Below are 19,968 nucleotides of genomic sequence, written 5' to 3' on the forward strand. Positions count from 1 at the left end.
TTATGCGAAAAAGGAGGTTACAAATTCAGGAACAACGATAAGGAAGATCATCGCACCACCATAACCCAGGATTTCTTTATTGACATCCTGGTCGCCGTTGGTCCATTTGTTATAGACCCGAAGACCGCCGATAAAACCGACCAATCCGCCAACTGCTTTTAAGATCAGCTTGATCGGGTCCCAATAGTCTTTAATGTCATTGGCTGCATTGGAGATGGCAGTAGCACCACCCTGTGCCAGCATAGGCGTGACCGCCATAAGAAGCAGTGCCGCTGTAAATAATTTTTTCGTCGTTGGGTAACGTTTACATTTGTGTTTCATAATAGGTAAGATTTATATTTGAACTGTGTTTTTTTGTTCAGAAAAAGTCATAGAAGGTGTGCTATCCGGCTCTACTGAGCGGATCATCTGAAGATTTAAAAGTTTAGGTTTTCTTTTAGATCATTGAATGGTAAACCTTAAAGCCGTCACGGTCTGAAAGGACCTGGACCTGGGTTTCGGCAAGGCTGAGGAAGTGGTTGAATTGCTGTTTGAGCTTTAAAGCAATATCTTCTTTCTTGTGCTCGGATTGAACACTTTTGTCGTCAGAATTTGGAGTTAAGGACTCTTTTATTTCATCGCTTTGAACAGCTTCCGGCTCAGAAGACTGGTGTTTCGAGGTTTCGTTCGCTGTTGAATATCCACCAATTTCCGGGACCGTTTCAAACGCATCGATGTCCTGCTCGGATTCAAATTTCTTACGCCAGTTTTCTAAATCGTGCGGATCATCCGGTTCTTCGCCATTTGAAGAAAAGAGCTCCTTCGTATTAAATGAATTGGGTGTATTAAGATGTTCAACATCATCGATACTGACTGATTTTATTTCGTTTTTGTTCTGCTCTGTAAATTCAGTCAGGGCATATTCTTCCGCTTCATTTTCTTTTAATGCAGCATCCTTTTTCAGAAAAAGGTCATAGACAATATTTCCTGCATAGTACAGCAGATAAACAGCCAGAATGGTTAGAAATATTTTGATCATTATAAGTGTTTTTAAAATCGTTATATATTAATTTCAAGCATTTGATTAATGTGACCGATCAGTTCATTGAAAGGATTTTTGACCGCATATTTCTGCTCGTAGGTGAGCTTCCTTGTATCAATGGTCTGAAGACAGTTTCTTTTGAATACAGGACTTTTCAGCAGAATTCCGTATTTACTGATCTCAGCATCCATTCCTTCCTGGTTTTGATATTTATACCCCTTATCGTATTTAGACCTAATGAATATTCGCTCTGCCTGGCTTTCCAGCAATCCCAGAAAATTGATAAAAACCAGCGTTGATTTTGCGGAAACATTAGAATACTCAAAAGGGATCACTATAAAATCACTGTAAATCAGCAGATCACTATACCTGGCATCCAGCGTTCCGGCAAGGTCAAAAACATTGACCTCTTCACTTTCTTTCATTTCGATCAGATGTTCAAAATCGGAGAAAGGCTGTTCATTGTCCTCATCAATAATCCTGACCTCATATAGTTTGGGCAGCTCTGATTCTTCATCTTCGATCCATTTTTGATAAAAGGATTTCTGAAAATCAAAATCGAACACGTTGACCTTCCTTTCAGATATTCCCGAAATATAATTGGCAAAAGCAATGGCAAGCGTGGTTTTGCCCGTTCCTCCTTTTTGTGTTCCAAAGGTGATAATCATTTTTGTTACCGGTTTTATCTTTTTTTTCGTCGCTTTTTCAATTCGTTCTCAGATGGGTCTTTTGCTGTACCGGAAGACCTCATCCATTTAAACAGCATTTCGTTAACTGCTTGCTTCAAATCGTTTCCGGTATTGTTTTCCAATAGCTTTTCATTTTTCATTTCCGGATTTAGAAACTGCTGATATTGCTTTTCTCCGATCAATGGTTGCAGCTCTCCAACGAAGTGAAGCCTGGAATGGATCGCGTAATATTTTCCTTCCTCGGATTTTACAAGGCTTACATTATCTCCACCTTGACTTTTGAGATATTCCTTTACATCATTTCTGATGGCATTGAATACTTCCCTGTTCTTCATCTTTTTATTCTCAAACAACATAAAATCCTTCAGCTCATTTTCCGGATATCGTTCTTTCAGATATTGTAGCATCACCATCCTGGTTTCCGCATTGTGAATGCCATAGTCTTTCAACTGCTCAAAAAACCTTTTATCCATCCTGGTTGATGTGAATTCAAACAATTCTCCCATCTTCATGATCTCACTACCTTTATGAACTGTTGCGGTCTTGTGATCGATCAACGTGTATCCGAAAGGCATTCGATTATCCTTATGATGAAACACGATATCGATACCAAAAGAATCTCTAAGTTTTTTCTGAAGCTCGCTTTCAAATTCAATTTCCGGTTTCCAATGGTCTTTGTGTTTGTTTTCAGGTATGACACCTTCCTTTTTTCTGTAATCATCCACTCTGAAAACTTTGTTGGCATAAAGCTGCCTGTATTTTGAAAAAATGGCTCTGATCTGCTTAATTCGTTTCTCATTGTCTTTATTGCTAAAAACAATCTGATTCGCTGATAGCCTTCGTCGGACAATGCCGTTTTTTGAAATGGTAATGGATTTTCCATCATTTGTGTTTTCGGTCAATTGGTAACCATTTCTGTTGAGCAAAGTTTTCAGCTGCTGAAAAGAGCCAATTTTGTAATTTAAAAGTTGATTTAATTTTTCCTCTTCATTTATTCCGTAACGTTTTTCCATCACCTGGGCCATAGCTTTTTGGGCTTTTAGCTTTTCGTAGCTGTCATCGATCTTTTTTCCGGTTTGTTTATTGACCCTTGTGGAAACTATATGGATATGATTATTCTCAGTATCCTTGTGAAAAATTACAATGTAGGGCTGTTGTCCGTATCCCATTTGCCCCATAAAGTCTGCGCTGATCATTGTAAGTTCTTCCTTGCTGTGCTTCTGGAATTTGGTAGAGATCACTGCGTGGAATTGTGGCTTTTGTACCTTATTGCTTTTGGATATCGCTTTCAGATAATTCTTGACTTGCTGCTTATTGCTATTTTCATTAATGAATGAAGGAAAATTCTTCATCAGCATCAGCTCTCCCTTTCCCTTCTCAATCTTCTTATCGTTATACTCAACTCCGGGAAAGTTTGATCCCGCAGGTTTCATTAACTTGACGATCATTTTGAAAGCAGTCGACAGATGTTTTCAAATATCATATTTTGCCTAATTTTCAGTTTTGCTATTTCTGTGAGCTGTGCGGAAAATACTTCTAATTGACTTTCCGAGATGAACTTCTGTCCGTTAACCATTCTTGCCAACTGATTAACATTGGTTTCGATCTTTACAAAGATATTATCCTGCTTTTCAATGAACTCAAGAACTTTTCTTCTTTCATCATCCATTATCCGGCGTTCAACACAATCGATAATCAGACTGGTCAGAGAAATATCTTTTTCTTTGCACAATTTCTTCCAATTTTCCTTTCTTTCCTTTTTGATTCTGAAAACAACCACAGCAGATTCTGTACTATCATCTTTATTCATGGCACACTCCAACTGGCAATTCCATCAACGCTTTTTAAAATATATGTTCCTGTCGAAGGAGGTGCCGGAATTATTTCTGATGCGAAACCAAATGAACCATCAGCTTTTGCCACAACTTTTTTTGTATATGATGCGTCGCCGTCTGCGTTTGGCATCTGGGAAGGTGTAACGCTTAATTTACCATTAATATTTAACCACCTTTCGGAAAAATCCCCCGATATCAAAGCAAATTTGTAATCCGTATAGTTATTGGAAATACCGTCCCAAAAGCTGGTTGAGCTTGTTGTAACGGGGGTTGAATGTATAGCTAATTTATTATTAACACTTCTGTCACCTACAGCCGGACTTCCGGCGCCCACGCCAATGAATATATTATTGGAGCCTGTTCGGTTTCCTGTTCCTGCCAGGTATCCAATTGATATATTATCATTACCTGACGTGATGTATGACATGACGCCGGCCCCTATTCCGATATTCCTGTTACCAGATATGGTTCCATTAGCCATTCCATTCAAAGCCGATACGCCTGCTGCGTAATTCAGTTTTCCTGTTACTTTTCCCTGCGACATGGCATAAGCAAATACCGAATTTCCTTTGCCGGAAGTGATGTTGGAATCTGTTGCAACAACAGTATTATACTCGCCAGTAATCGGACTTCTTGATTTTCCCAGGATATAATTTTCTTTCTGGTCAAAATCGAGCTTAAGAAAGTCCTTTACGATAATTTCAACGGTAGAAGTATTGCCTCTGAGTGCAACCATTTCCAAAGAGTCATTCTTAGTCAATGCATTCCACTGCTGACCGTCAAAATAATACAATCCCGATTTCGTTAGTTGAGCTGCCTGTCCTGTTGGGCTGTTTGCAGGTGAGATGACGTATACAATGGCTCCTTTTTGTGCGGTGGAATATGTCTTTGCAGACAATTCATCGCCGGTAATACGTGGCGGAATGATTCCGTCAAAATGATTCATTTCACCTGGTTTTCCAACCACTTCAAGTGTTGCTTTCGGAAACTGAGTATTAATGCCGACCTGTCCTGAGACCGATATCGACATAAGGCTAAAGAAAAAGTAGACAAGTGTTTTCATCTTTTTTGATTAAGATTTCTGTTGCAAAGTTGGAACATCAAATCTCCCAAAACAATAGCTTTGAAGGGACTTGGACTATTTAAAGTCAGTCCGGATTAATCTGAAATTTGTAAAGATTAAAAAAGAACAGTTTGGAATATTATACCAGATTTAAGAACAACAAAAGACGAGTTCCGAAGTCTTTTCCCCTTTTGCAAGAAGGCAAGATCGTCTTGGATGTACAACTTGAAAACTTGTATATACAAAGACACATCTTGCAGTTTAAATTGGAATTATTTTTCAGAGTTCTAAAAATCGGTAAATAAAATTACAGCAAAAGCGTAATTAATTGACATTCATTGTTTTATTTTTCAGTAAACCTATTTTCAAAGTTCTGACTGAGCAAAAGCAAAGCTGTCATTTTATCCGCTTGTCGATATGTATCTTTTTAATGCAGGTTGGAACATAACCTGTATCTATTTTACGCATATATCTGTGAAGAGTGTGTAAAATAAGTGCAGGTCAAAAAAAAGTATGTAATTTTTGTAGCAGTAAGAAAATTTTAAAAATTTGAATAAAGGTTTGAATCAAAATACTCATTTTTGGGCAGGTTTTAAAATAACCCGTGTATATTTTACGCAGGTTTCAGGTCTAATGTATCCGTATTACGAAACGCACTTATTTCGTTTAAATACTTTTCTAATCGAAATCTTGATAACTTTTCTGAATTTTTCTTATCAGTAAAGCATATCTCATGTTCATTGTTGAACTTTTTATGATCCGTATTGCTCATCTTTTGACTCAGACAGATACCATTCTCGTTAAGGATGGCGATTATCATGTAACAATTTGATTATTAAAACTGTCATTAGTATAATTAACCACTAAATATTTCAAATGAAAAAGTCATTTCAGATCATCAAGTTGGTATTGCTCATCTCTGCAGTATTATTTTCAAACCAGGCGATTGCTCAATTACCAACTGATAATCGTTTAAAAACGCCTTTAGATTCTTTGGTACAGCGTTCAGTCTCTACTTTTATGCAAAATAATTCCAGAGTCGGCATTTCAGTAGGTATCATAAAAGATGGAAAGAAATTTATCTATAATTACGGCTCAACTGAACGAGATGAGCAGCACCTTCCGACAGAACATACCATATATGAACTAGCCTCCATTACAAAGACAGTCGGTGCTACGCTACTCGCAAAGGCTGTTCTTGACAAAAAGGTAAAACTGAATGATGATATAAGAAAATATCTGAAGGACGATTATCCTAACTTGGAATATAATGGAACACCGATCACTCTGATGAATTTGGCTAATCTTACATCGGGACTACCCAATTGGATGCCGGATAAAGATATTTTTGGCAAAGCTGATCCGGATGCTATACCTTATATTTTAGATTCTGTACACACCATTTACAGCAGACAGGATCTTTACCGAGATCTTCACGAAGTGAAACTTAAAGTTTTGCCAGGAAGCATATCGAAGCATTGTAATACTGCAGCACAGTTGCTGGGATATATAATGGAGCGTGTTTACAATGACAATTACGAAAATCTTCTGAAAAAATATTTTGCAAAGCCATTAAATATGAAAAATACCTATCTGCTGAAATCCGGAGAAGTCCCATTAAAAATGGCAAAAAGCTACGATGGCAAAGGGCGAATAATGCCGGTGATCGATTGGGAAGATTTTAGAGTAGCAGCCAGCATCGCATCCTCCACTTCTGATATGCTGAAATATATGGCTTTTCAATTGGATGAAAAAGATCCTGTTGTATCTCTGAGTCATCAGCCTACCTTTGGAAAGATCGAGGATGGTGCCATTGCACTGAACTGGAAAGTAAAAATGGCAGAAGATGGCAGGAGAAGCATCTCACATACAGGTGGAAGTCTGGGATTCAGCAGCTATATGGTCTTTTATCCTGATTTGAATTCCGGTATTGTTTTGCTATCCAATGAAGCAGATCAAGGCACCCAAAATGAACTGATTACTTTGGCAGATAAGATAATGATCTCTATAACTCGCGAATCAACCGGAAGGTAAAGTGTATCCTAGGTTCATTTGCAATCTGGATTTAGCAATCCTGTGCTTCCAATGTTCCTGAGGATCTCCGTTCATTATAAGCAACGAACAATGAGAAAGTGGCAGGCTGTATTTACTTTGATGATGATCCTTTTTTCTTTAAATCAAGTTTTGATTTGTCCAAAACTGCGTGAGTAACGAAGTGAGGATACAATTTACGATACTGCAAAATGTTTTATTTATTATCCATTGTTACATGAGATAATGTAAAATAGCACCGATTTGCCATACAGCTTTGTTAAAAATATTACTATTTGTAATACACTTTACTGCTTAACTCGATAGGATTATAATTCTTTCTAATTTCCTCCTGTCTTAATCGTTTTATGTCATCCAGATCCTTTACATTTTTTACTTGTCTACCATATATAGCCAATGTAATCTTTTCCCATCATCATTTTTGTTCTAATTTCAGAAAAAGGATTATTATAGGCGTTAAGAAGAAGTTTATTAAATACGTCTACAGTGACAGACAGGGCTTTTTTGCCAAAGTTTGATTCCAAAAAATTCATGGTATCATATTCATACGTAAGTTTTTTTATCTCGGCCAGTTTAAATTTGAAGTATCCTTTGTCGTCTTCAACTTCAAAAATTAGTCCAGGTAAACCATGAAATTTGTAAGGACCCTCAGCGAGATTAATCTCTTTACAGAACCAAGCCTTCCAAATCCTTCCACCGAATTTAGTGGTGGCCAGCTGTAAGTTGTATTCATTTACTTTTTTACTTTCTGATTCTATTTTCCAACGCAGTTTATCAGAAGATTTTATTTTGTAATAATCACTATCAATAAACTTGTAAACAGTATTCTCATCCGAACCAGTGTCTCTTGTACACATAAGTGAACCCGACATGGTCATTGATGTATTCTCTTTTGTTTGTTTCTGTATAGAATCAGATATGTAAAAGTTTTCATTATAAAACTTAACTTTCTTAGGATAAATATCTAAATAGTACCTTGTTGAAAATTTATTGTTGGTTATGGTATCTGTTACGTAACTGTAATCGTAGATAACTCTGTATGATTGTGAAAAAATAAATATTGGTATTAAAATAAAAAGAAATTTCATTGATAAAATTTTTTGGAAGTTTAATTATATAATTTCAAAAATCCATCCTAATATTAGGATGGATAATTTATTAACGATAAAAATCATAATGGTAGTATTAAATCATACATAGAACAATATATGACTATGAACCAATAACCTTTGGACAGTTTTTAGATCCGCCACCTGCTCCACATGAAACCCCAAAGCCATCGTTGGCAACACATGTGCCTTCGCAGCTTATTGATACCGAACCACCTCCGGGGCAAGATGCAGTACAGGACGATAATATTCCGTTGCCGAGAATATTATTTAATTCAGTTCTGGAAAGTTTCTTTAGATTTCTCATTGTATAAATTTTAAGATTAATAATTTTTAATGAAAGATTCTCAATATTTACTTCACCGGAGTGAGGTTATAGTGAGTTAAAATGTTTCTATAAAAAATTGATCAATGAATTAAGAACCTATGACTTGTGGACAGTTTTTTCTTCCACCGCCTGGACCTGAGCAGGATACACCTGAACCATCAGTAGCTATACAAGTGCCATCACAACTAATTGATACTGTACCACCTCCGGGACAAGATGCACTGCAAGATGATAATATTCCGCTACCGAGAATATTGTTTAATTCAATTCTGGAAAGTTTTTTTAAATTTTTCATGGTAATATATATGATTTGATGTGTTCCTACTCTGACAAGCTTTTCGGATTCCGCTATATTTTTATTAGTTTTTATAAATATAAGTATTTTATTTAATTAATTTGTTCATAATCCATTGGTTAAGCGAAAAGTCAAATTAATTCTCTCTTTCATTGGAATAGTTGATTTAGCAATTCTATGTTCCCAATGCTCCTGAAGGTCACCTTTCATAATTAATAAAGATCCGTGAGGTAGAGGAAGGCTGTATTTGCTTTGATGGTGGTCTTTTTTCCTAAAGTCAAAATTTCTGGTTTGTCCAAGACTGATCGATGCGATAACAGGTCGTTTACCATAACGGCTCTCCTTATCCCTATGCCAGGCTACTGAATCGTTATTGTCACGATAAAGATTTAAAAGCACACCATTGAATTGATAGCCGAATTCTTTCTCTATCCTTTCTTTCAAAGAAAACAACTCAGGAGTCAAGGAATTAGAACTTGAAGGATTGTTATCTGCAGAATCATATGATTTCCTGTCATCACCATACCAGGCTGTCAGACGAGGAGTGATCACCGTTTTGTCATACATTTTCTGAGTACGCTGTTCCCAGGATGTAGAATGAAGCAGCTTATCTTTTAAAAGATCAGCTTCTTCCCTACTCAAAAAATGTTCCCTGAACTCCAAAAGGTCTTTTGGAAATTCATATAATTCTTCGGAATCAAATAAGGTTAGCTGAGTCATGATTTATTATATTTATTTAGCCATTACTTAAAATGGATTTGCTCCTTGTCTCCCATCCTTTCTTTGATATGCTTTATATCAGTCTTAATCTCCGCAATAAAATCTTGTATATTTCGTTCTGAAAACTCATCAGGCGCATATTCTTTTGTACTGATACTACAGGCAAATTCCCAGATCTCTTTAATTTCCGGTAATGGAATTTTATACGGCTCATAAAAACTATTATCAGCCTTAACCCAGATGCCATCTGCTTCATGAAACTGAAATCTTTTATAACTGATACCATCATTGGATGTAATGAAAACATACGTTCTGTCCGTTTTCAGATCAGAAAGATCTTCCACATATCTTCCTACGATATATGTTCCGTCCTTATAAGGAGGCATTGAATCTCCGTCAGCCGGGAATGCCCTGAACTTACCGCCTTTTAAAAACGGTAAAGATATAATGTCAAGACCTTCTATGTATTCCGGATCACCATAACCTTTCAAGTAACCCATAGAAGCTTTCTGTGGAACGACCTCAATCTGGTCATTGCCATTATTGTCTACTCTGATAGGAAGAACAATCCTATTGTCCGGCAACTTGATGGTATCTTCCAAAGGATATTTTCTCACATCCAACGACAGCATCAGATCGATGCTGATATTAAAATATTTGGAGATGGTGAGAAGAACATCGAAGGGAGGTTCGGATCGGCCGTCTTCATATTTGGCATAACGGACCCTGCTTATTCCCAAATTGTCTGCAATACTTTGCTGGGATAAACTTTTTTTATGCCTTAGAAACCTGATATTATCTGAAAAAATTGACATTGGTACAAATTGTATCAGCAAATATAATAAAAATGATACAAATAGTATCTAATTTTGTCGACATGAATCGCGCAATTGCCCATATGGATCTTGACACATTCTTTGTTTCCTGTGAGAGACTGAAAAACTCCGACCTTGTTGGAAAACCGCTTATCATTGGTGGCGGAGACAGAGGAGTGGTAGCATCCTGCTCTTATGAAACACGATATTTTGGGGTGCGAAGTGCCATGCCGATAAAGATGGCTTTAAGGCTTTGTCCGGAAGCAAAGGTAATTCGGGGCGATATGGAAATGTACTCCAATATGTCGCATACGGTCACTGAAATCATACAGGAAAAAGTTCCTGTTCTTGAAAAGGCAAGTGTTGATGAATTCTACCTTGATCTTTCCGGGATGGATAAATTTTTCGGTTGCTATCAATGGACCACTGAAATTGCAGAGGCAGTCAGAAAAAATACCGGTCTGCCAATCAGTTTTGCCTTGTCCACGAATAAGACCGTTTCCAAAATCGGGACCGGGGAATCGAAGCCCATCGGAAAACTTGAAATTCCTGAACAGAACATCAAGCCCTTTCTAAATCCCCTCTCAATAAAGAAGATTCCTATGGTTGGGAATGTCACTTTTCAACTCTTATCCAGATTAGGAGTCAGAACAATTGAAACCCTATCGGAAACACCGATTGAAGTTTTGCACCAGCTGATCGGAAAAAACGGGCAGGAACTCTGGAAGAAAGCTAACGGCATTGATGAAACGCCGGTTATTCCCTATTCCGAAAGAAAATCCATCTCAAAGGAAAATACATTTTCACAGGATACCATCGATATCACCGCCATAAAGAGCATACTTTCAGGAATGGTGGAACAGCTGTGCTTCCAGCTCCGTCAGGAGAAGTGGCTGACCTCTACCGTTGTTGTAAAGATTCGGTATTCCAATTTCGATACGGAGACCAAGCAATACAGGATCCCTTACACTTCATCCGACCATACGCTGCTCAGGTATGCATTAGAATTATTTGAGAAGGTCTACAACCGCAGGATGCGAATCAGGTTGATAGGCATAAAATTTACGGGATTAGTTCACGGCTGTCACCAGATGAACCTGTTTGAAGATACGGAAGAGCTTATCAGTCTTTATCAAACGTTGGACAAAATTAAAATGAGGTTCGGTTCAGACAGTGTAGGAAGAGCGTCCGGATTTTTAAACCAATAAATTCAAGATGTTATGTTCATCAATTGTCATTCTTTTCACAGCTTACGCTACGGTACCATTTCCGTTAAAGAATTGGTTCAGCAGTGTGTTGAACTGGGAATTGGTGTGGCTGCCCTGACCGACATCAACTGTATCTCCGGCATTTATGACTTTCACAGGTTATGTGAAAAAAGCAACATCAAACCCGTGGTGGGTGTGGATATAAGAACTGACAATAAACAGCATTACATCTGCCTGGCAAAAAATCAGGCAGGTATCGGGGAAATCAACAGGCTTTTAACGCAGCATAATTGTGAAGGAAAGGATCTGCCATTACATCACCCTGATCTGCCGGAGGTCTTTGTTGTATATCCTCTGAGTAATTATCCTGAGAAACTTCAGCGAAACGAATACATCGGTATCCGTCCCGAAGAAATCAATCTTTTGATTAATTCCAACCTAAGAAAGTATCTGCCAAGAATGGTCATTTTGCAGCCGGTGACTTTTACAACAAAGAGAGAATACACACTGCATAGAATCCTGCGGGCCATTGACCGCAATACGCTGGTTACTAAGCTTGAAGAAAATGATATATGCGGGCAAAACGAGAAGCTGATCTCAAATAATGAGCTATTGAAACAATACCAGCATTATCCGCAAATCATTGAAAATACCAAACAATTACTAGAACAATGCCATTTCAATTTTAACTATAAGACCCCAAAGAATAAGAAACATTTTACAGACAGTAAGGAAAATGATTTCAAATTATTGACAGAGCTTGCCCGTAAAGGACTCGAAGAAAGATATTCTGATGATGATGGAACCGCAGAAACGAGAATGCAAAAAGAGCTGGATGTAATTGACCAATTGAATTTCGGTGCTTACTTCCTTATAACTTGGGACATCATCCAGTACAGCAACCGGATGGGGTTTATGCATGTCGGTCGCGGAAGCGGTGCCAATAGCATTGTGGCCTACTGTCTTGGCATTACAGACATCTGCCCGCTGGAGTTGGACCTGTACTTTGAACGCTTTCTGAATCTGAACCGGAAAACACCGCCGGATTTCGATATCGACTGGAGCTGGCAAAACAGAGATACCATTTTACAATACGTCTTTGATAAATACGGAAAAGATCACGTGGCATTTTGCGGCACGAACGTCGAATTTAAGTATAAATCGATTTTCCGTGAGGTGGGAAAAGCATTCGGCTTGCCAAAAGAGGAACTGGATGAGTTGGCTACTAAATCTATTGAACAGCACGATATTAATTCGGTGTCAGCAATGGTTCACAAATATGGAAAGCTTTTAGAGAAATTTCCAAACCAGAGGAGTATGCACTCTTGCGGAATTCTAATCTCTGAAGAACCCATTACCAATTATTCGGCATTGGAAATGCCGCCGAAAGGATTTCCGATCGTCCAGTTCGATATGCACGTGGCTGAGGAAATCGGTCTGGAGAAATTCGACATCCTTTCCCAGCGGGGCTTGGGAACCATCAACGATACCGTTAAACTCATCGAAGAAAAACAAGGTGTCAAAGTTAATATTAGAGATGTGAGCTTATCAAAAGATGAACAGAGATGCAATGAATTTCTGAGCAGGGGAAAAACGATCGGTTGCTTCTATATTGAAAGTCCGGCAATGCGAGGACTACTCAGAAGATTGAAATGTAACAATTATAAGGTATTGGTAGCAGCATCATCCATCATACGTCCGGGCGTGGCACAAAGCGGAATGATGAAGGAATACATTTTCCGTCACAACAATCCTGATCAATTTGAATATTTCCATCCGGTTTTTGAGAAAGAACTGGGAGAGACTTACGGCATTATGGTATATCAGGAGGATGTTATAAAGATAGCCCTTCATTTCGGAGGCCTGTCCCCTGCTGACGGCGATGTATTACGTCGGGCGATGAGCGGCAAAGGACGTTCGCTCTCTGCCCTACAGAAAGTCAAGGACCACTTCTTTGAATCCTGCAAGGCTTTGGGTCATCCTGAACAGCTCTCCAGAGAGGTCTATCGCCAGATAGAATCCTTTGCAGGCTATTCATTCTGCAAGGCCCACTCGGCATCTTATGCCGTAGAAAGCTACCAAAGCCTTTATCTGAAGGTGTACTATCCTATTGAGTTTATGGTTTCGGCGATCAATAATGGCGGCGGTTTCTACAGAACAGAGGTATATGTCCACGAAGCGAAAATGTCAGGTGCGACTATATTAAACCCTTGTGTCAATCTAAGCGAATACCAGACTACGGTTTATGAAAAAGACATTTATTTAGGGCTCATGCACATCGAAAAGCTCGAAAGCAAAATCGCGCTTTTAATTCCTGAAGAACGAAAAAACAATGGCGATTATACTTCCCTGGAAAACTTTGTCAAAAGAATCCCCATTGGTATCGAGACCTTACAGACCGTGATATTTATAGGAGCATTCCGGTTTACCGGAAAGCAAAAGCACGAATTGTTAATTGAAGCCCGGTTTCTTTTAGCAGGAAACAGGCCGACTTTTAAACATCTGACATTACTGGAAGAGCCACAAAAAGAATACACGCTTCCAAAAGTACAAAGGCATCCTTTAGAGGACGCATTTGATGAAATCGAGATATTGGGATTCCCGGTTTCAGTAAGTCCATTCGACTTATTACAAACCAAATATAGGGGAAGTGTAATGGCAAAGGACCTGACGAAATACCATAAGAAGCAAGTCAAGATGCTGGCCTATCTGATATCCCGCAAGCACGTTCCCACCAAAAGAGGGACGATGTTTTTCGGAACCTGGATCGATGCGGAAGGAGAATATTTTGATACCGCCCACTTTCCGGATAATCTTTCACAATATCCTTTTCAGGGTGGCGGATGCTACCTGTTGTTAGGAACTGTAGAAGTAGATTTTCATTTTCCCACCATTACCATATTAAAAATGGCAAAAATGCCTTTCATTCCCGACCCAAGATACACTTTGGATAAAGACAAAGCGTATGAAGCTTATAACAATATCCGGGAAGATATAAGTATGACCTTCAGGAAACCATATCCCCAAGAGCACGAGATAGGATTGCCCAGGAGGAAAATGAGTTAAATAAAAATGAGAATTTTAGAAGCTGGTTTATTGAAAAAAGGAAATGGGAAAGCGGAGGTTTTGTAATTTTTTGAAATCCAGTACAAAACTTACCAACAATACAAAAATATGCGTAATTTTATAGAAATTAATCACAGGAATAGTTGTTAAGTATTTGAATTTCAAAACACTATTCCATTTTTTTATACTATAATTTATACTAAATTATTAATCAAACTCAGGTTATAGTGTAAAATTGTCATTTATAAAAAAGAAAATATGCATTCTATTAGACTTATTTTTTTCTCTACTCTTTTTTACATCTCATCACACGCCCAGTCCAATAACAAATATCAGAGATTAATAGCTCAAGCGAGTTTGTATCACCTTCAAAAGAATCCTGAAAAAGCAGTTTATTTCTATGAAGACGCTTTCAAAATACAACAACCAGATGCCCTGACTGCATATAAAGCTGCCGGAGTGTTTTCTCTGAACAAAGATTCAGAAAGAGCTTTCCAATATCTGAAAGTTTCTTTATTGTCAGGTTGGACGGAATCAGATTGGCTGTTATTCGACCCTTATTTTGATTATTTACGAACTAATAATCCTGAAAAATGGAAAGAGATAGAAACGATTGCAATTGCACAGGAAAAGCAATATGAAAAGACGTTGAAACTTCCTGCTTTAAGAAAAGAGATTAATCTGATGTGTCTCAATGACCAAAAACTCAGGTACAGAAAATCACAAAATAATGATGATAATTTTAATAACATCATTAATCAACAAATCAATGAAGCAGATTCATTCAATTTGATTAAAGCGAAAAAGATCATTAAACAATATGGCTGGCCAAAAATGTCCGAAATTGGGAAAGACGGACAAAATAATCTTTGGCTAATTGTTCAGCATGCTGACCAAGATGTCTTATTTCAAAACGAAGTTCTATTGGAAATGGAAAAATTAATCAACACAAAAGAACTTAATATGGAAAATTATGCTTTTTTGTATGATAGGGTTCAGTGCAATTTGAATTATAAACAATTGTATGGAACACAGGTTATTTGGTCTGGCCACGGAGAAGCATCCGGTTTCAGACCTATGTTAAAAGAAAATTTAGTCAATAAAAGAAGAGAAAAATTGGGACTTGATCCATTGGAAATTTATTCTTTAATCTACGGATTCTCTTACGAACCAATTAATTTAGAAGAATCCCGAAAAAAAGATTCTATTTACGATTCGGAAGTTAAAAAATTGATGACTAAAGCCAAACAAGCATACAACAAAAAGGAGTTTCAAATAGCATATGATAACTATAATACGGCTTCCACTTTTCTTGGAGGAATGAGCGATGGTGATAATTTTGAAGCTGCAATTTTGTTTTCGAAAATAGCAAAAGTTGACAAAGATGAAAAATACAAAGGTATTGCTTTGGATTTCTTGGACTTGTTATACCTACGAGGAAAATTAACTAAAATTCAATTAAAAAAACAATCTGATTTTAATACTTTACGTCAAGAACAAAGGTGGATTAATTTGTTGGGAAAATTAAATTAACCAAATCTTATTCAATAAATAATAATTTTGAATTACTTTGGACGAAGGATATAACAAATCACTTATTGAATGGTTTAAGTAACAAAACTGTATTGCCCAACCAGAGTGAAGGCGAAAAGATGCAATTGCAATTTGATCCGGTGTGTACATCATCACACAAAGATTTACTTCTTGAAATCTAAGCATTAAAAACTATCCCGCTACCTTTTTTCAAAATATCTTCAGTTGAAAGCCAGAGCAATGTTTTAGAAATAGGGTTGCTCCTAATCGTACAAAAATGCGTTTCTGACCGAAGGGAGGAATTGTATTTTTGCCTTTTAAAGAATTTCAAACCCAAACAAAACCGCAATCTGAGCAGGCTCAGATTGCGTTTCAATAAAGATCATCACTTCAGTCGCAGGAAGTCTTGTAAATGTTTTGATTTTTTAAAATTGATATAGGTCTTAGACTCAGGATTTTTTATAAACGCCTTAAGCGCTCTGATATATTGCATATCCTTTTCGTCAACACAGGAAATTTAAAGCAGGCAGTGCCGATGTCACCAAAGCAGTTTCCTGCGCCAAAAAGAAGAGAATGGTAGGTTTCCCTTGAAATCGGGCGTGTGTAGTGCGGAGGGTTCTTTTTTCCTTCTTCGTCTTCATTCATAAATCGTAAATTTTCTTCAAACATTTCCTCTGTGAAAAATATACCGTACTCAACGCCGTTATACATTTCGTACTTCAGTTTATATCGTGTTTTCAGCAGCTCATTGACTTCGGCGGCTTTCTCAGTCTTTTCTAAATAGATAACTGCATAGGTTCCCATTGTTGTTATTTTTATAAGTTATAAAATACGATTGCCTGTACATCGTGAGGTTTTTAAGATTAATGTTCACTTGGCAGCAGCAGCACATTGCCTTCTTTCCAGATGGTGAATTCCTTGAAGAAGAAATCCGAAAACGGAATGTCCTGTGTGGCAAGTACCTTGTTATTTCCGTCAGTTGCCGTAAGCCTGAATTCGGTCTCTTTCACTCTTTCGAGTTTCCAGACCTGGAATTCTTCCTGACGGAACTTTTCAGAAAGCTGATACGATACAATGCAGTCTATCAGCCAGAAGCACTGTTCTTCTTCTGCGATAATTTTAACGCCATCCGTAAAGACGAATCCGAAGAAATAGGCGAAATACTGCTCAGTACCACTAAAATGGTTGTAAAATTCATTGGCTGAAATACCTGGATTTTTCATAGTTAAAAAATTTAAAGGGTTGATATTGATTTTGGATTGTTCATTGAAAAATGTAAAGAGCGCTTTGCTTTGTGTCCGATGGGCATGTCGTTTTTCATTGCTTTCTGACGATAGAAATTCCGTTTCAGCCAAAACCGGAATGGAACCAAGGGAATGAAGGCTACGAAATCTTTTTGTTCGCAGAATTCAGGAGTGTCTGGAAAAATTAGCGGAGAGAATCTGAGCGATTTTTTTTAGATGCCCAAAAAGATTTTTTTGAGCAGAAACGGGATTTATACTTTTGCAACCTGAAAACGAACGCCCGTCGGATCGCGAGCATAAAAGCCGCATTTTCTTACGGTAATCCCTTGAATAGAAGTCAATTTATCCTTATATTTGGACTACGATAACCAGAAAAAATGACAACAATTAGTATGAGACAATTCTTAGTTTTAGCCGCTGTAGTAATGACGGCATACGGATACGGCCAGACGAATTGCGATGCCCTGAAGAAAGACAATGAAACCTTGCAGTCCACTAACAAAGTGCTGACTTCCGAAAATGAATACCTGAAAAAAGTTCTTGATCTCAATAAACCCATTCTGGAAAGTGAACAGGAAAATTCCACCTATACAATAACAGCGGTAAAAGGCAATAAGGCTGGGAAGACTATCGAAATTACCTTCCTGATCGAATCGAAAGATGAAAATCACAGAAGAAATTCAGGAATAACAGCACGCTCAAATTCTCTTTTAATGATATCTTCTTAAAGAGCAATCCGGAAGCGAAAAACATTTACTCGGGCTATGTAGAAAACTTCATCGTGAGAAGGGACACCGCGTGGTGACCTTGTCCTACACCTATAACTTCGGTTCAGGCAAATCCGGTCAGCCAAGAAAAACCGGCGGCGCCGATGATTTGAAGCAGAGGGCGCGGAATGGGTAATGTGATTGCGAAAAATTAACCACTGTCATTGCCAGGAACGAAGTGATGAAGCAATCTCAACTTTGCAAAACAGTATTTTTCATTGCAAAACCTTACATTTGGGGATAAATGCAATGGATTATATTTTATATTAATGCAATGCGTATATTTGATTGTTGTACGTAATTCTTAACAGACACCTTTATCCAACGGAGTATAACAATTTGACAGCCTATGCGTGTAATAATAAGTAAAAAAATGTTCAGCAAACTTAGACTATCAGGAAAAAATTGCCTGCTTATATTATTCTTGCTATTATCTTCTCTGGCTTTTTCCCAGCAGATAAACAAGCTAACGCCTTTGCAAATGAAGCAAGACATTGATACATTAATTCACTATTTAGAGGAAACACACATTAATCCTTATTATCGATACCCGAAGGATAAATTCTATAAAGACGTAAGTTTAGTTAAGAAAAATTTGACTAATGAGTTGGATTTAATCGACTTTTATCTCAAAATTGAGCCGCTTTTGGCTAAATTAGAAGACGGTCATACAGACCTCCCAATCCCACAAAGAGAGTATGAAAGCAAAAACCCTTTTGAATTACCTTATGTTTTCAAATTAACTCCTGACAAGCCATATATTGTTTGCGAAAGTGTCAAGGGTAGTTATACGCCGCAAATTCCAGGCAATAGTGAAATCATAAGTATAAATGGCCATTCTGCAAAAAAAATTGTAAATGACATTATTAACCTCAATACAGGTGAAACCCCAGTGTTTAGGGCAGAGTATGGCGCTGAAAATTTTAGTTTCTTCATTGAAGAACTTTATAAAACAAACGGAAAATACAAGATAAAATACACGCACAATTCCAAAGTAAATTCGATTGTTATTGACGGAGTAAGACAAAATGAACTCTTAGCAAATGAAGATCTCTACAATAAGGCTTTGCCTGAAGAAAAAAAAGAAGTTGACAATAATTTTACGCTTACCATTCAAAACAATATCGCAATAATTAATTTTAAAGTATTTGATTGGAACGGTTTTAAAGAATTTGCTGATTCAACTTTTAGCGTTATAAAGGATAAGAAAATAAATAATCTTGTTATAAACTTAATTGACAACCCGGGAGGAGATTCGGATGTGGGAGATGCATTTCTTCAATATTTTTTAGATAAACCATTTAAGCAATATGACAGAGTTGATGTAAAATTTAGCAAATTATACAAAGACCGTTTGAGGGCTCATATAGGCTCCAAGGAGCCTACTAAAGAGCAAATAGAAGTGCTAACCAAAAAAAATGGGACAATTGAAACATTGTATTTAAATAATAACACTATAAGTGACAACCCGTTGCGTTATCATGGTAATATCTACCTTTTAATTAATTCACAAACTTATTCTTCTGCAGCAGACTTTGCCCAATGTTTTAAATTTTACAAGAGAGGAATTATAATTGGAGAAGAAACTGGCGGGTTAATTAAAAGTTTTGGTGATATCGTCACGACTCATTTACCCAATTCCGATTTAAAGTATACTATATCAAGTACATTATATTATAATATTGGCGCTAACAAAAATGATTTTATTGGTGTGGTCCCTGATATTGTCACCTCAAAAGAAAAAGCACTAGAAAAAGCATTGGAAATAATTGAGAGAAGTAATTAACAATTACGTACAACAAGGGCTTGCCAAAAGCGGAGTTGAAGTCCAGACTTTCATTTAAGAGAGAGTTTCCGTCAAAAGTTTTAAAGATAATTGGTTCCTGCGCTTCTGCATATTCGTTGAATTCATTATTGATCATACTGACTAAGTTGTCGTAAACCACGCCTTCACTCTCTGCGAAGAATGAAATGTACTTGTCTTGATGTCAAAGAACGTCTGCAGATGAATTGATTCGTATAACTGAGGTTTCGGCTTTTTCTTTGCCGATAACGATAGGAAAGTATCAGGCACACAAAACCCGATTCGTTTCAGCTTAAAAGCAAACTGCTTACGGATCGGGCTTGAAATCTTTTTGTTCGTAGAATTCAGGAGTGTCTGGGAAAATTGTCGGAGTGAAGCGGAGAGATTTTTTTTAGAAATCCAAAAAGATTTTTTTGAGT

Annotated in this window: 18 protein-coding genes; 6 read left to right on the forward strand and 12 right to left on the reverse strand. The window is 37.3% G+C overall.

Annotated elements, in window-relative coordinates; all coding sequences use genetic code 11:
- From AC3FI7_RS07120 to AC3FI7_RS07145, 6 genes are all read right to left on the reverse strand, one after another.
- Positions 1 to 321 (reverse strand): DUF4134 domain-containing protein, encoded by a 321-nt coding sequence (locus AC3FI7_RS07120; protein WP_343658798.1) that lies wholly within the window; start codon positions 319 to 321, stop codon positions 1 to 3.
- 115 nt (positions 322 to 436) lie between these two features.
- Positions 437 to 1,018, reverse strand: a complete 582-nt coding sequence (locus AC3FI7_RS07125; RefSeq protein WP_343658799.1) for a hypothetical protein — start codon at positions 1,016 to 1,018, stop codon at positions 437 to 439.
- A 20-nt stretch (positions 1,019 to 1,038) separates the two neighbouring features.
- Positions 1,039 to 1,689, reverse strand: coding sequence for a ParA family protein (locus AC3FI7_RS07130; protein ID WP_343658800.1), 651 nt, complete (start codon positions 1,687 to 1,689; stop codon positions 1,039 to 1,041).
- A 14-nt stretch (positions 1,690 to 1,703) separates the two neighbouring features.
- Positions 1,704 to 3,158, reverse strand: a complete 1,455-nt coding sequence (locus AC3FI7_RS07135) for a relaxase/mobilization nuclease domain-containing protein (protein ID WP_491461714.1) — start codon at positions 3,156 to 3,158, stop codon at positions 1,704 to 1,706.
- Complete coding sequence (locus AC3FI7_RS07140) at positions 3,155 to 3,520, reverse strand: hypothetical protein (protein WP_343658802.1); 366 nt, start codon at positions 3,518 to 3,520, stop codon at positions 3,155 to 3,157. The genes AC3FI7_RS07135 and AC3FI7_RS07140 overlap by 4 nt, the downstream gene beginning before the upstream one ends.
- On the reverse strand, positions 3,517 to 4,608 hold the full coding sequence (locus AC3FI7_RS07145; RefSeq protein ID WP_343658803.1) for a phage tail-like protein: 1,092 nt from the start codon (positions 4,606 to 4,608) through the stop codon (positions 3,517 to 3,519). Before AC3FI7_RS07145 ends, AC3FI7_RS07140 begins: the two co-directional genes overlap by 4 nt.
- An 876-nt stretch (positions 4,609 to 5,484) precedes the next feature.
- Between AC3FI7_RS07145 and AC3FI7_RS07150 the strand changes: the two genes are divergently transcribed.
- Positions 5,485 to 6,642 (forward strand): serine hydrolase domain-containing protein, encoded by a 1,158-nt coding sequence (locus AC3FI7_RS07150; protein ID WP_491461715.1) that lies wholly within the window; start codon positions 5,485 to 5,487, stop codon positions 6,640 to 6,642.
- Between the two features lie 398 nt (positions 6,643 to 7,040).
- On the opposite strand, the gene AC3FI7_RS07155 is transcribed toward AC3FI7_RS07150, so the two are convergent.
- From AC3FI7_RS07155 to AC3FI7_RS07170, 4 genes are all read right to left on the reverse strand, one after another.
- Positions 7,041 to 7,748 carry a GLPGLI family protein gene (locus AC3FI7_RS07155; protein ID WP_343658805.1) on the reverse strand — a complete coding sequence of 236 codons (708 nt, stop codon included), beginning with the start codon at positions 7,746 to 7,748 and terminating at the stop codon, positions 7,041 to 7,043.
- Positions 7,749 to 7,872: 124 nt separating this feature from the next.
- Positions 7,873 to 8,076 carry a hypothetical protein gene (locus AC3FI7_RS07160; protein ID WP_343658806.1) on the reverse strand — a complete coding sequence of 68 codons (204 nt, stop codon included), beginning with the start codon at positions 8,074 to 8,076 and terminating at the stop codon, positions 7,873 to 7,875.
- Positions 8,077 to 8,497: 421 nt separating this feature from the next.
- Complete coding sequence (locus tag AC3FI7_RS07165) at positions 8,498 to 9,112, reverse strand: alpha-ketoglutarate-dependent dioxygenase AlkB family protein (protein WP_343658807.1); 615 nt, start codon at positions 9,110 to 9,112, stop codon at positions 8,498 to 8,500.
- Positions 9,113 to 9,135: 23 nt separating this feature from the next.
- The gene (locus AC3FI7_RS07170; protein ID WP_343658808.1) at positions 9,136 to 9,927 is read right to left on the reverse strand and encodes an XRE family transcriptional regulator; all 792 of its coding nucleotides are present in this window, start codon (positions 9,925 to 9,927) and stop codon (positions 9,136 to 9,138) included.
- A 62-nt stretch (positions 9,928 to 9,989) separates the two neighbouring features.
- Here AC3FI7_RS07170 and dinB point away from each other — a divergent pair, with 62 nt between their 5' ends.
- From dinB to AC3FI7_RS07185, 3 genes are all read left to right on the forward strand, one after another.
- Complete coding sequence (dinB, locus tag AC3FI7_RS07175) at positions 9,990 to 11,135, forward strand: DNA polymerase IV (protein ID WP_343659010.1); 1,146 nt, start codon at positions 9,990 to 9,992, stop codon at positions 11,133 to 11,135.
- A 12-nt stretch (positions 11,136 to 11,147) separates the two neighbouring features.
- Entirely contained in the window at positions 11,148 to 14,201 is a 3,054-nt protein-coding gene (locus tag AC3FI7_RS07180) for a DNA polymerase III subunit alpha (RefSeq protein ID WP_343658809.1), read from the forward strand.
- A gap of 258 nt (positions 14,202 to 14,459) precedes the next feature.
- Positions 14,460 to 15,734 (forward strand): DUF6624 domain-containing protein, encoded by a 1,275-nt coding sequence (locus AC3FI7_RS07185; RefSeq protein WP_343658810.1) that lies wholly within the window; start codon positions 14,460 to 14,462, stop codon positions 15,732 to 15,734.
- A 459-nt stretch (positions 15,735 to 16,193) separates the two neighbouring features.
- Here AC3FI7_RS07185 and AC3FI7_RS07190 read toward each other — a convergent pair whose 3' ends face one another.
- Positions 16,194 to 16,538 (reverse strand): hypothetical protein, encoded by a 345-nt coding sequence (locus AC3FI7_RS07190; RefSeq protein WP_343658811.1) that lies wholly within the window; start codon positions 16,536 to 16,538, stop codon positions 16,194 to 16,196.
- Positions 16,539 to 16,597: 59 nt separating this feature from the next.
- The gene (locus AC3FI7_RS07195) at positions 16,598 to 16,957 is read right to left on the reverse strand and encodes a DUF6876 family protein (protein WP_343658812.1); all 360 of its coding nucleotides are present in this window, start codon (positions 16,955 to 16,957) and stop codon (positions 16,598 to 16,600) included.
- Between the two features lie 413 nt (positions 16,958 to 17,370).
- On the opposite strand from AC3FI7_RS07195, the gene AC3FI7_RS07200 reads away from it, so the two are divergent.
- The gene (locus tag AC3FI7_RS07200) at positions 17,371 to 17,706 is read left to right on the forward strand and encodes a hypothetical protein (RefSeq protein ID WP_142726010.1); all 336 of its coding nucleotides are present in this window, start codon (positions 17,371 to 17,373) and stop codon (positions 17,704 to 17,706) included.
- Positions 17,707 to 18,118: 412 nt separating this feature from the next.
- Positions 18,119 to 19,531 carry a S41 family peptidase gene (locus tag AC3FI7_RS07205; protein WP_172617133.1) on the forward strand — a complete coding sequence of 471 codons (1,413 nt, stop codon included), beginning with the start codon at positions 18,119 to 18,121 and terminating at the stop codon, positions 19,529 to 19,531.
- Positions 19,532 to 19,968 lie beyond the last annotated feature (437 nt).

This window comes from Chryseobacterium sp. TQ-BC-N36 (assembly GCF_058382295.1).

Excerpts from the sequence above, each read along its gene's own strand:
- AC3FI7_RS07120 (WP_343658798.1), bottom strand. The coding sequence starts at position 321 with ATGAAACACAAATGTAAACGTTACCCAACGACGAAAAAATTATTTACA.
- AC3FI7_RS07125 (WP_343658799.1), bottom strand. The coding sequence starts at position 1,018 with ATGATCAAAATATTTCTAACCATTCTGGCTGTTTATCTGCTGTACTAT.
- AC3FI7_RS07130 (WP_343658800.1), bottom strand. The coding sequence starts at position 1,689 with ATGATTATCACCTTTGGAACACAAAAAGGAGGAACGGGCAAAACCACG.
- AC3FI7_RS07135 (WP_491461714.1), bottom strand. The coding sequence starts at position 3,158 with ATGATCGTCAAGTTAATGAAACCTGCGGGATCAAACTTTCCCGGAGTT.
- AC3FI7_RS07140 (WP_343658802.1), bottom strand. The coding sequence starts at position 3,520 with ATGAATAAAGATGATAGTACAGAATCTGCTGTGGTTGTTTTCAGAATC.
- AC3FI7_RS07145 (WP_343658803.1), bottom strand. The coding sequence starts at position 4,608 with ATGAAAACACTTGTCTACTTTTTCTTTAGCCTTATGTCGATATCGGTC.
- AC3FI7_RS07150 (WP_491461715.1), top strand. The coding sequence starts at position 5,485 with ATGAAAAAGTCATTTCAGATCATCAAGTTGGTATTGCTCATCTCTGCA.
- AC3FI7_RS07155 (WP_343658805.1), bottom strand. The coding sequence starts at position 7,748 with ATGAAATTTCTTTTTATTTTAATACCAATATTTATTTTTTCACAATCA.
- AC3FI7_RS07160 (WP_343658806.1), bottom strand. The coding sequence starts at position 8,076 with ATGAGAAATCTAAAGAAACTTTCCAGAACTGAATTAAATAATATTCTC.
- AC3FI7_RS07165 (WP_343658807.1), bottom strand. The coding sequence starts at position 9,112 with ATGACTCAGCTAACCTTATTTGATTCCGAAGAATTATATGAATTTCCA.
- AC3FI7_RS07170 (WP_343658808.1), bottom strand. The coding sequence starts at position 9,927 with ATGTCAATTTTTTCAGATAATATCAGGTTTCTAAGGCATAAAAAAAGT.
- dinB (WP_343659010.1), top strand. The coding sequence starts at position 9,990 with ATGAATCGCGCAATTGCCCATATGGATCTTGACACATTCTTTGTTTCC.
- AC3FI7_RS07180 (WP_343658809.1), top strand. The coding sequence starts at position 11,148 with ATGTTCATCAATTGTCATTCTTTTCACAGCTTACGCTACGGTACCATT.
- AC3FI7_RS07185 (WP_343658810.1), top strand. The coding sequence starts at position 14,460 with ATGCATTCTATTAGACTTATTTTTTTCTCTACTCTTTTTTACATCTCA.
- AC3FI7_RS07190 (WP_343658811.1), bottom strand. The coding sequence starts at position 16,538 with ATGGGAACCTATGCAGTTATCTATTTAGAAAAGACTGAGAAAGCCGCC.
- AC3FI7_RS07195 (WP_343658812.1), bottom strand. The coding sequence starts at position 16,957 with ATGAAAAATCCAGGTATTTCAGCCAATGAATTTTACAACCATTTTAGT.
- AC3FI7_RS07200 (WP_142726010.1), top strand. The coding sequence starts at position 17,371 with ATGAGACAATTCTTAGTTTTAGCCGCTGTAGTAATGACGGCATACGGA.
- AC3FI7_RS07205 (WP_172617133.1), top strand. The coding sequence starts at position 18,119 with ATGTTCAGCAAACTTAGACTATCAGGAAAAAATTGCCTGCTTATATTA.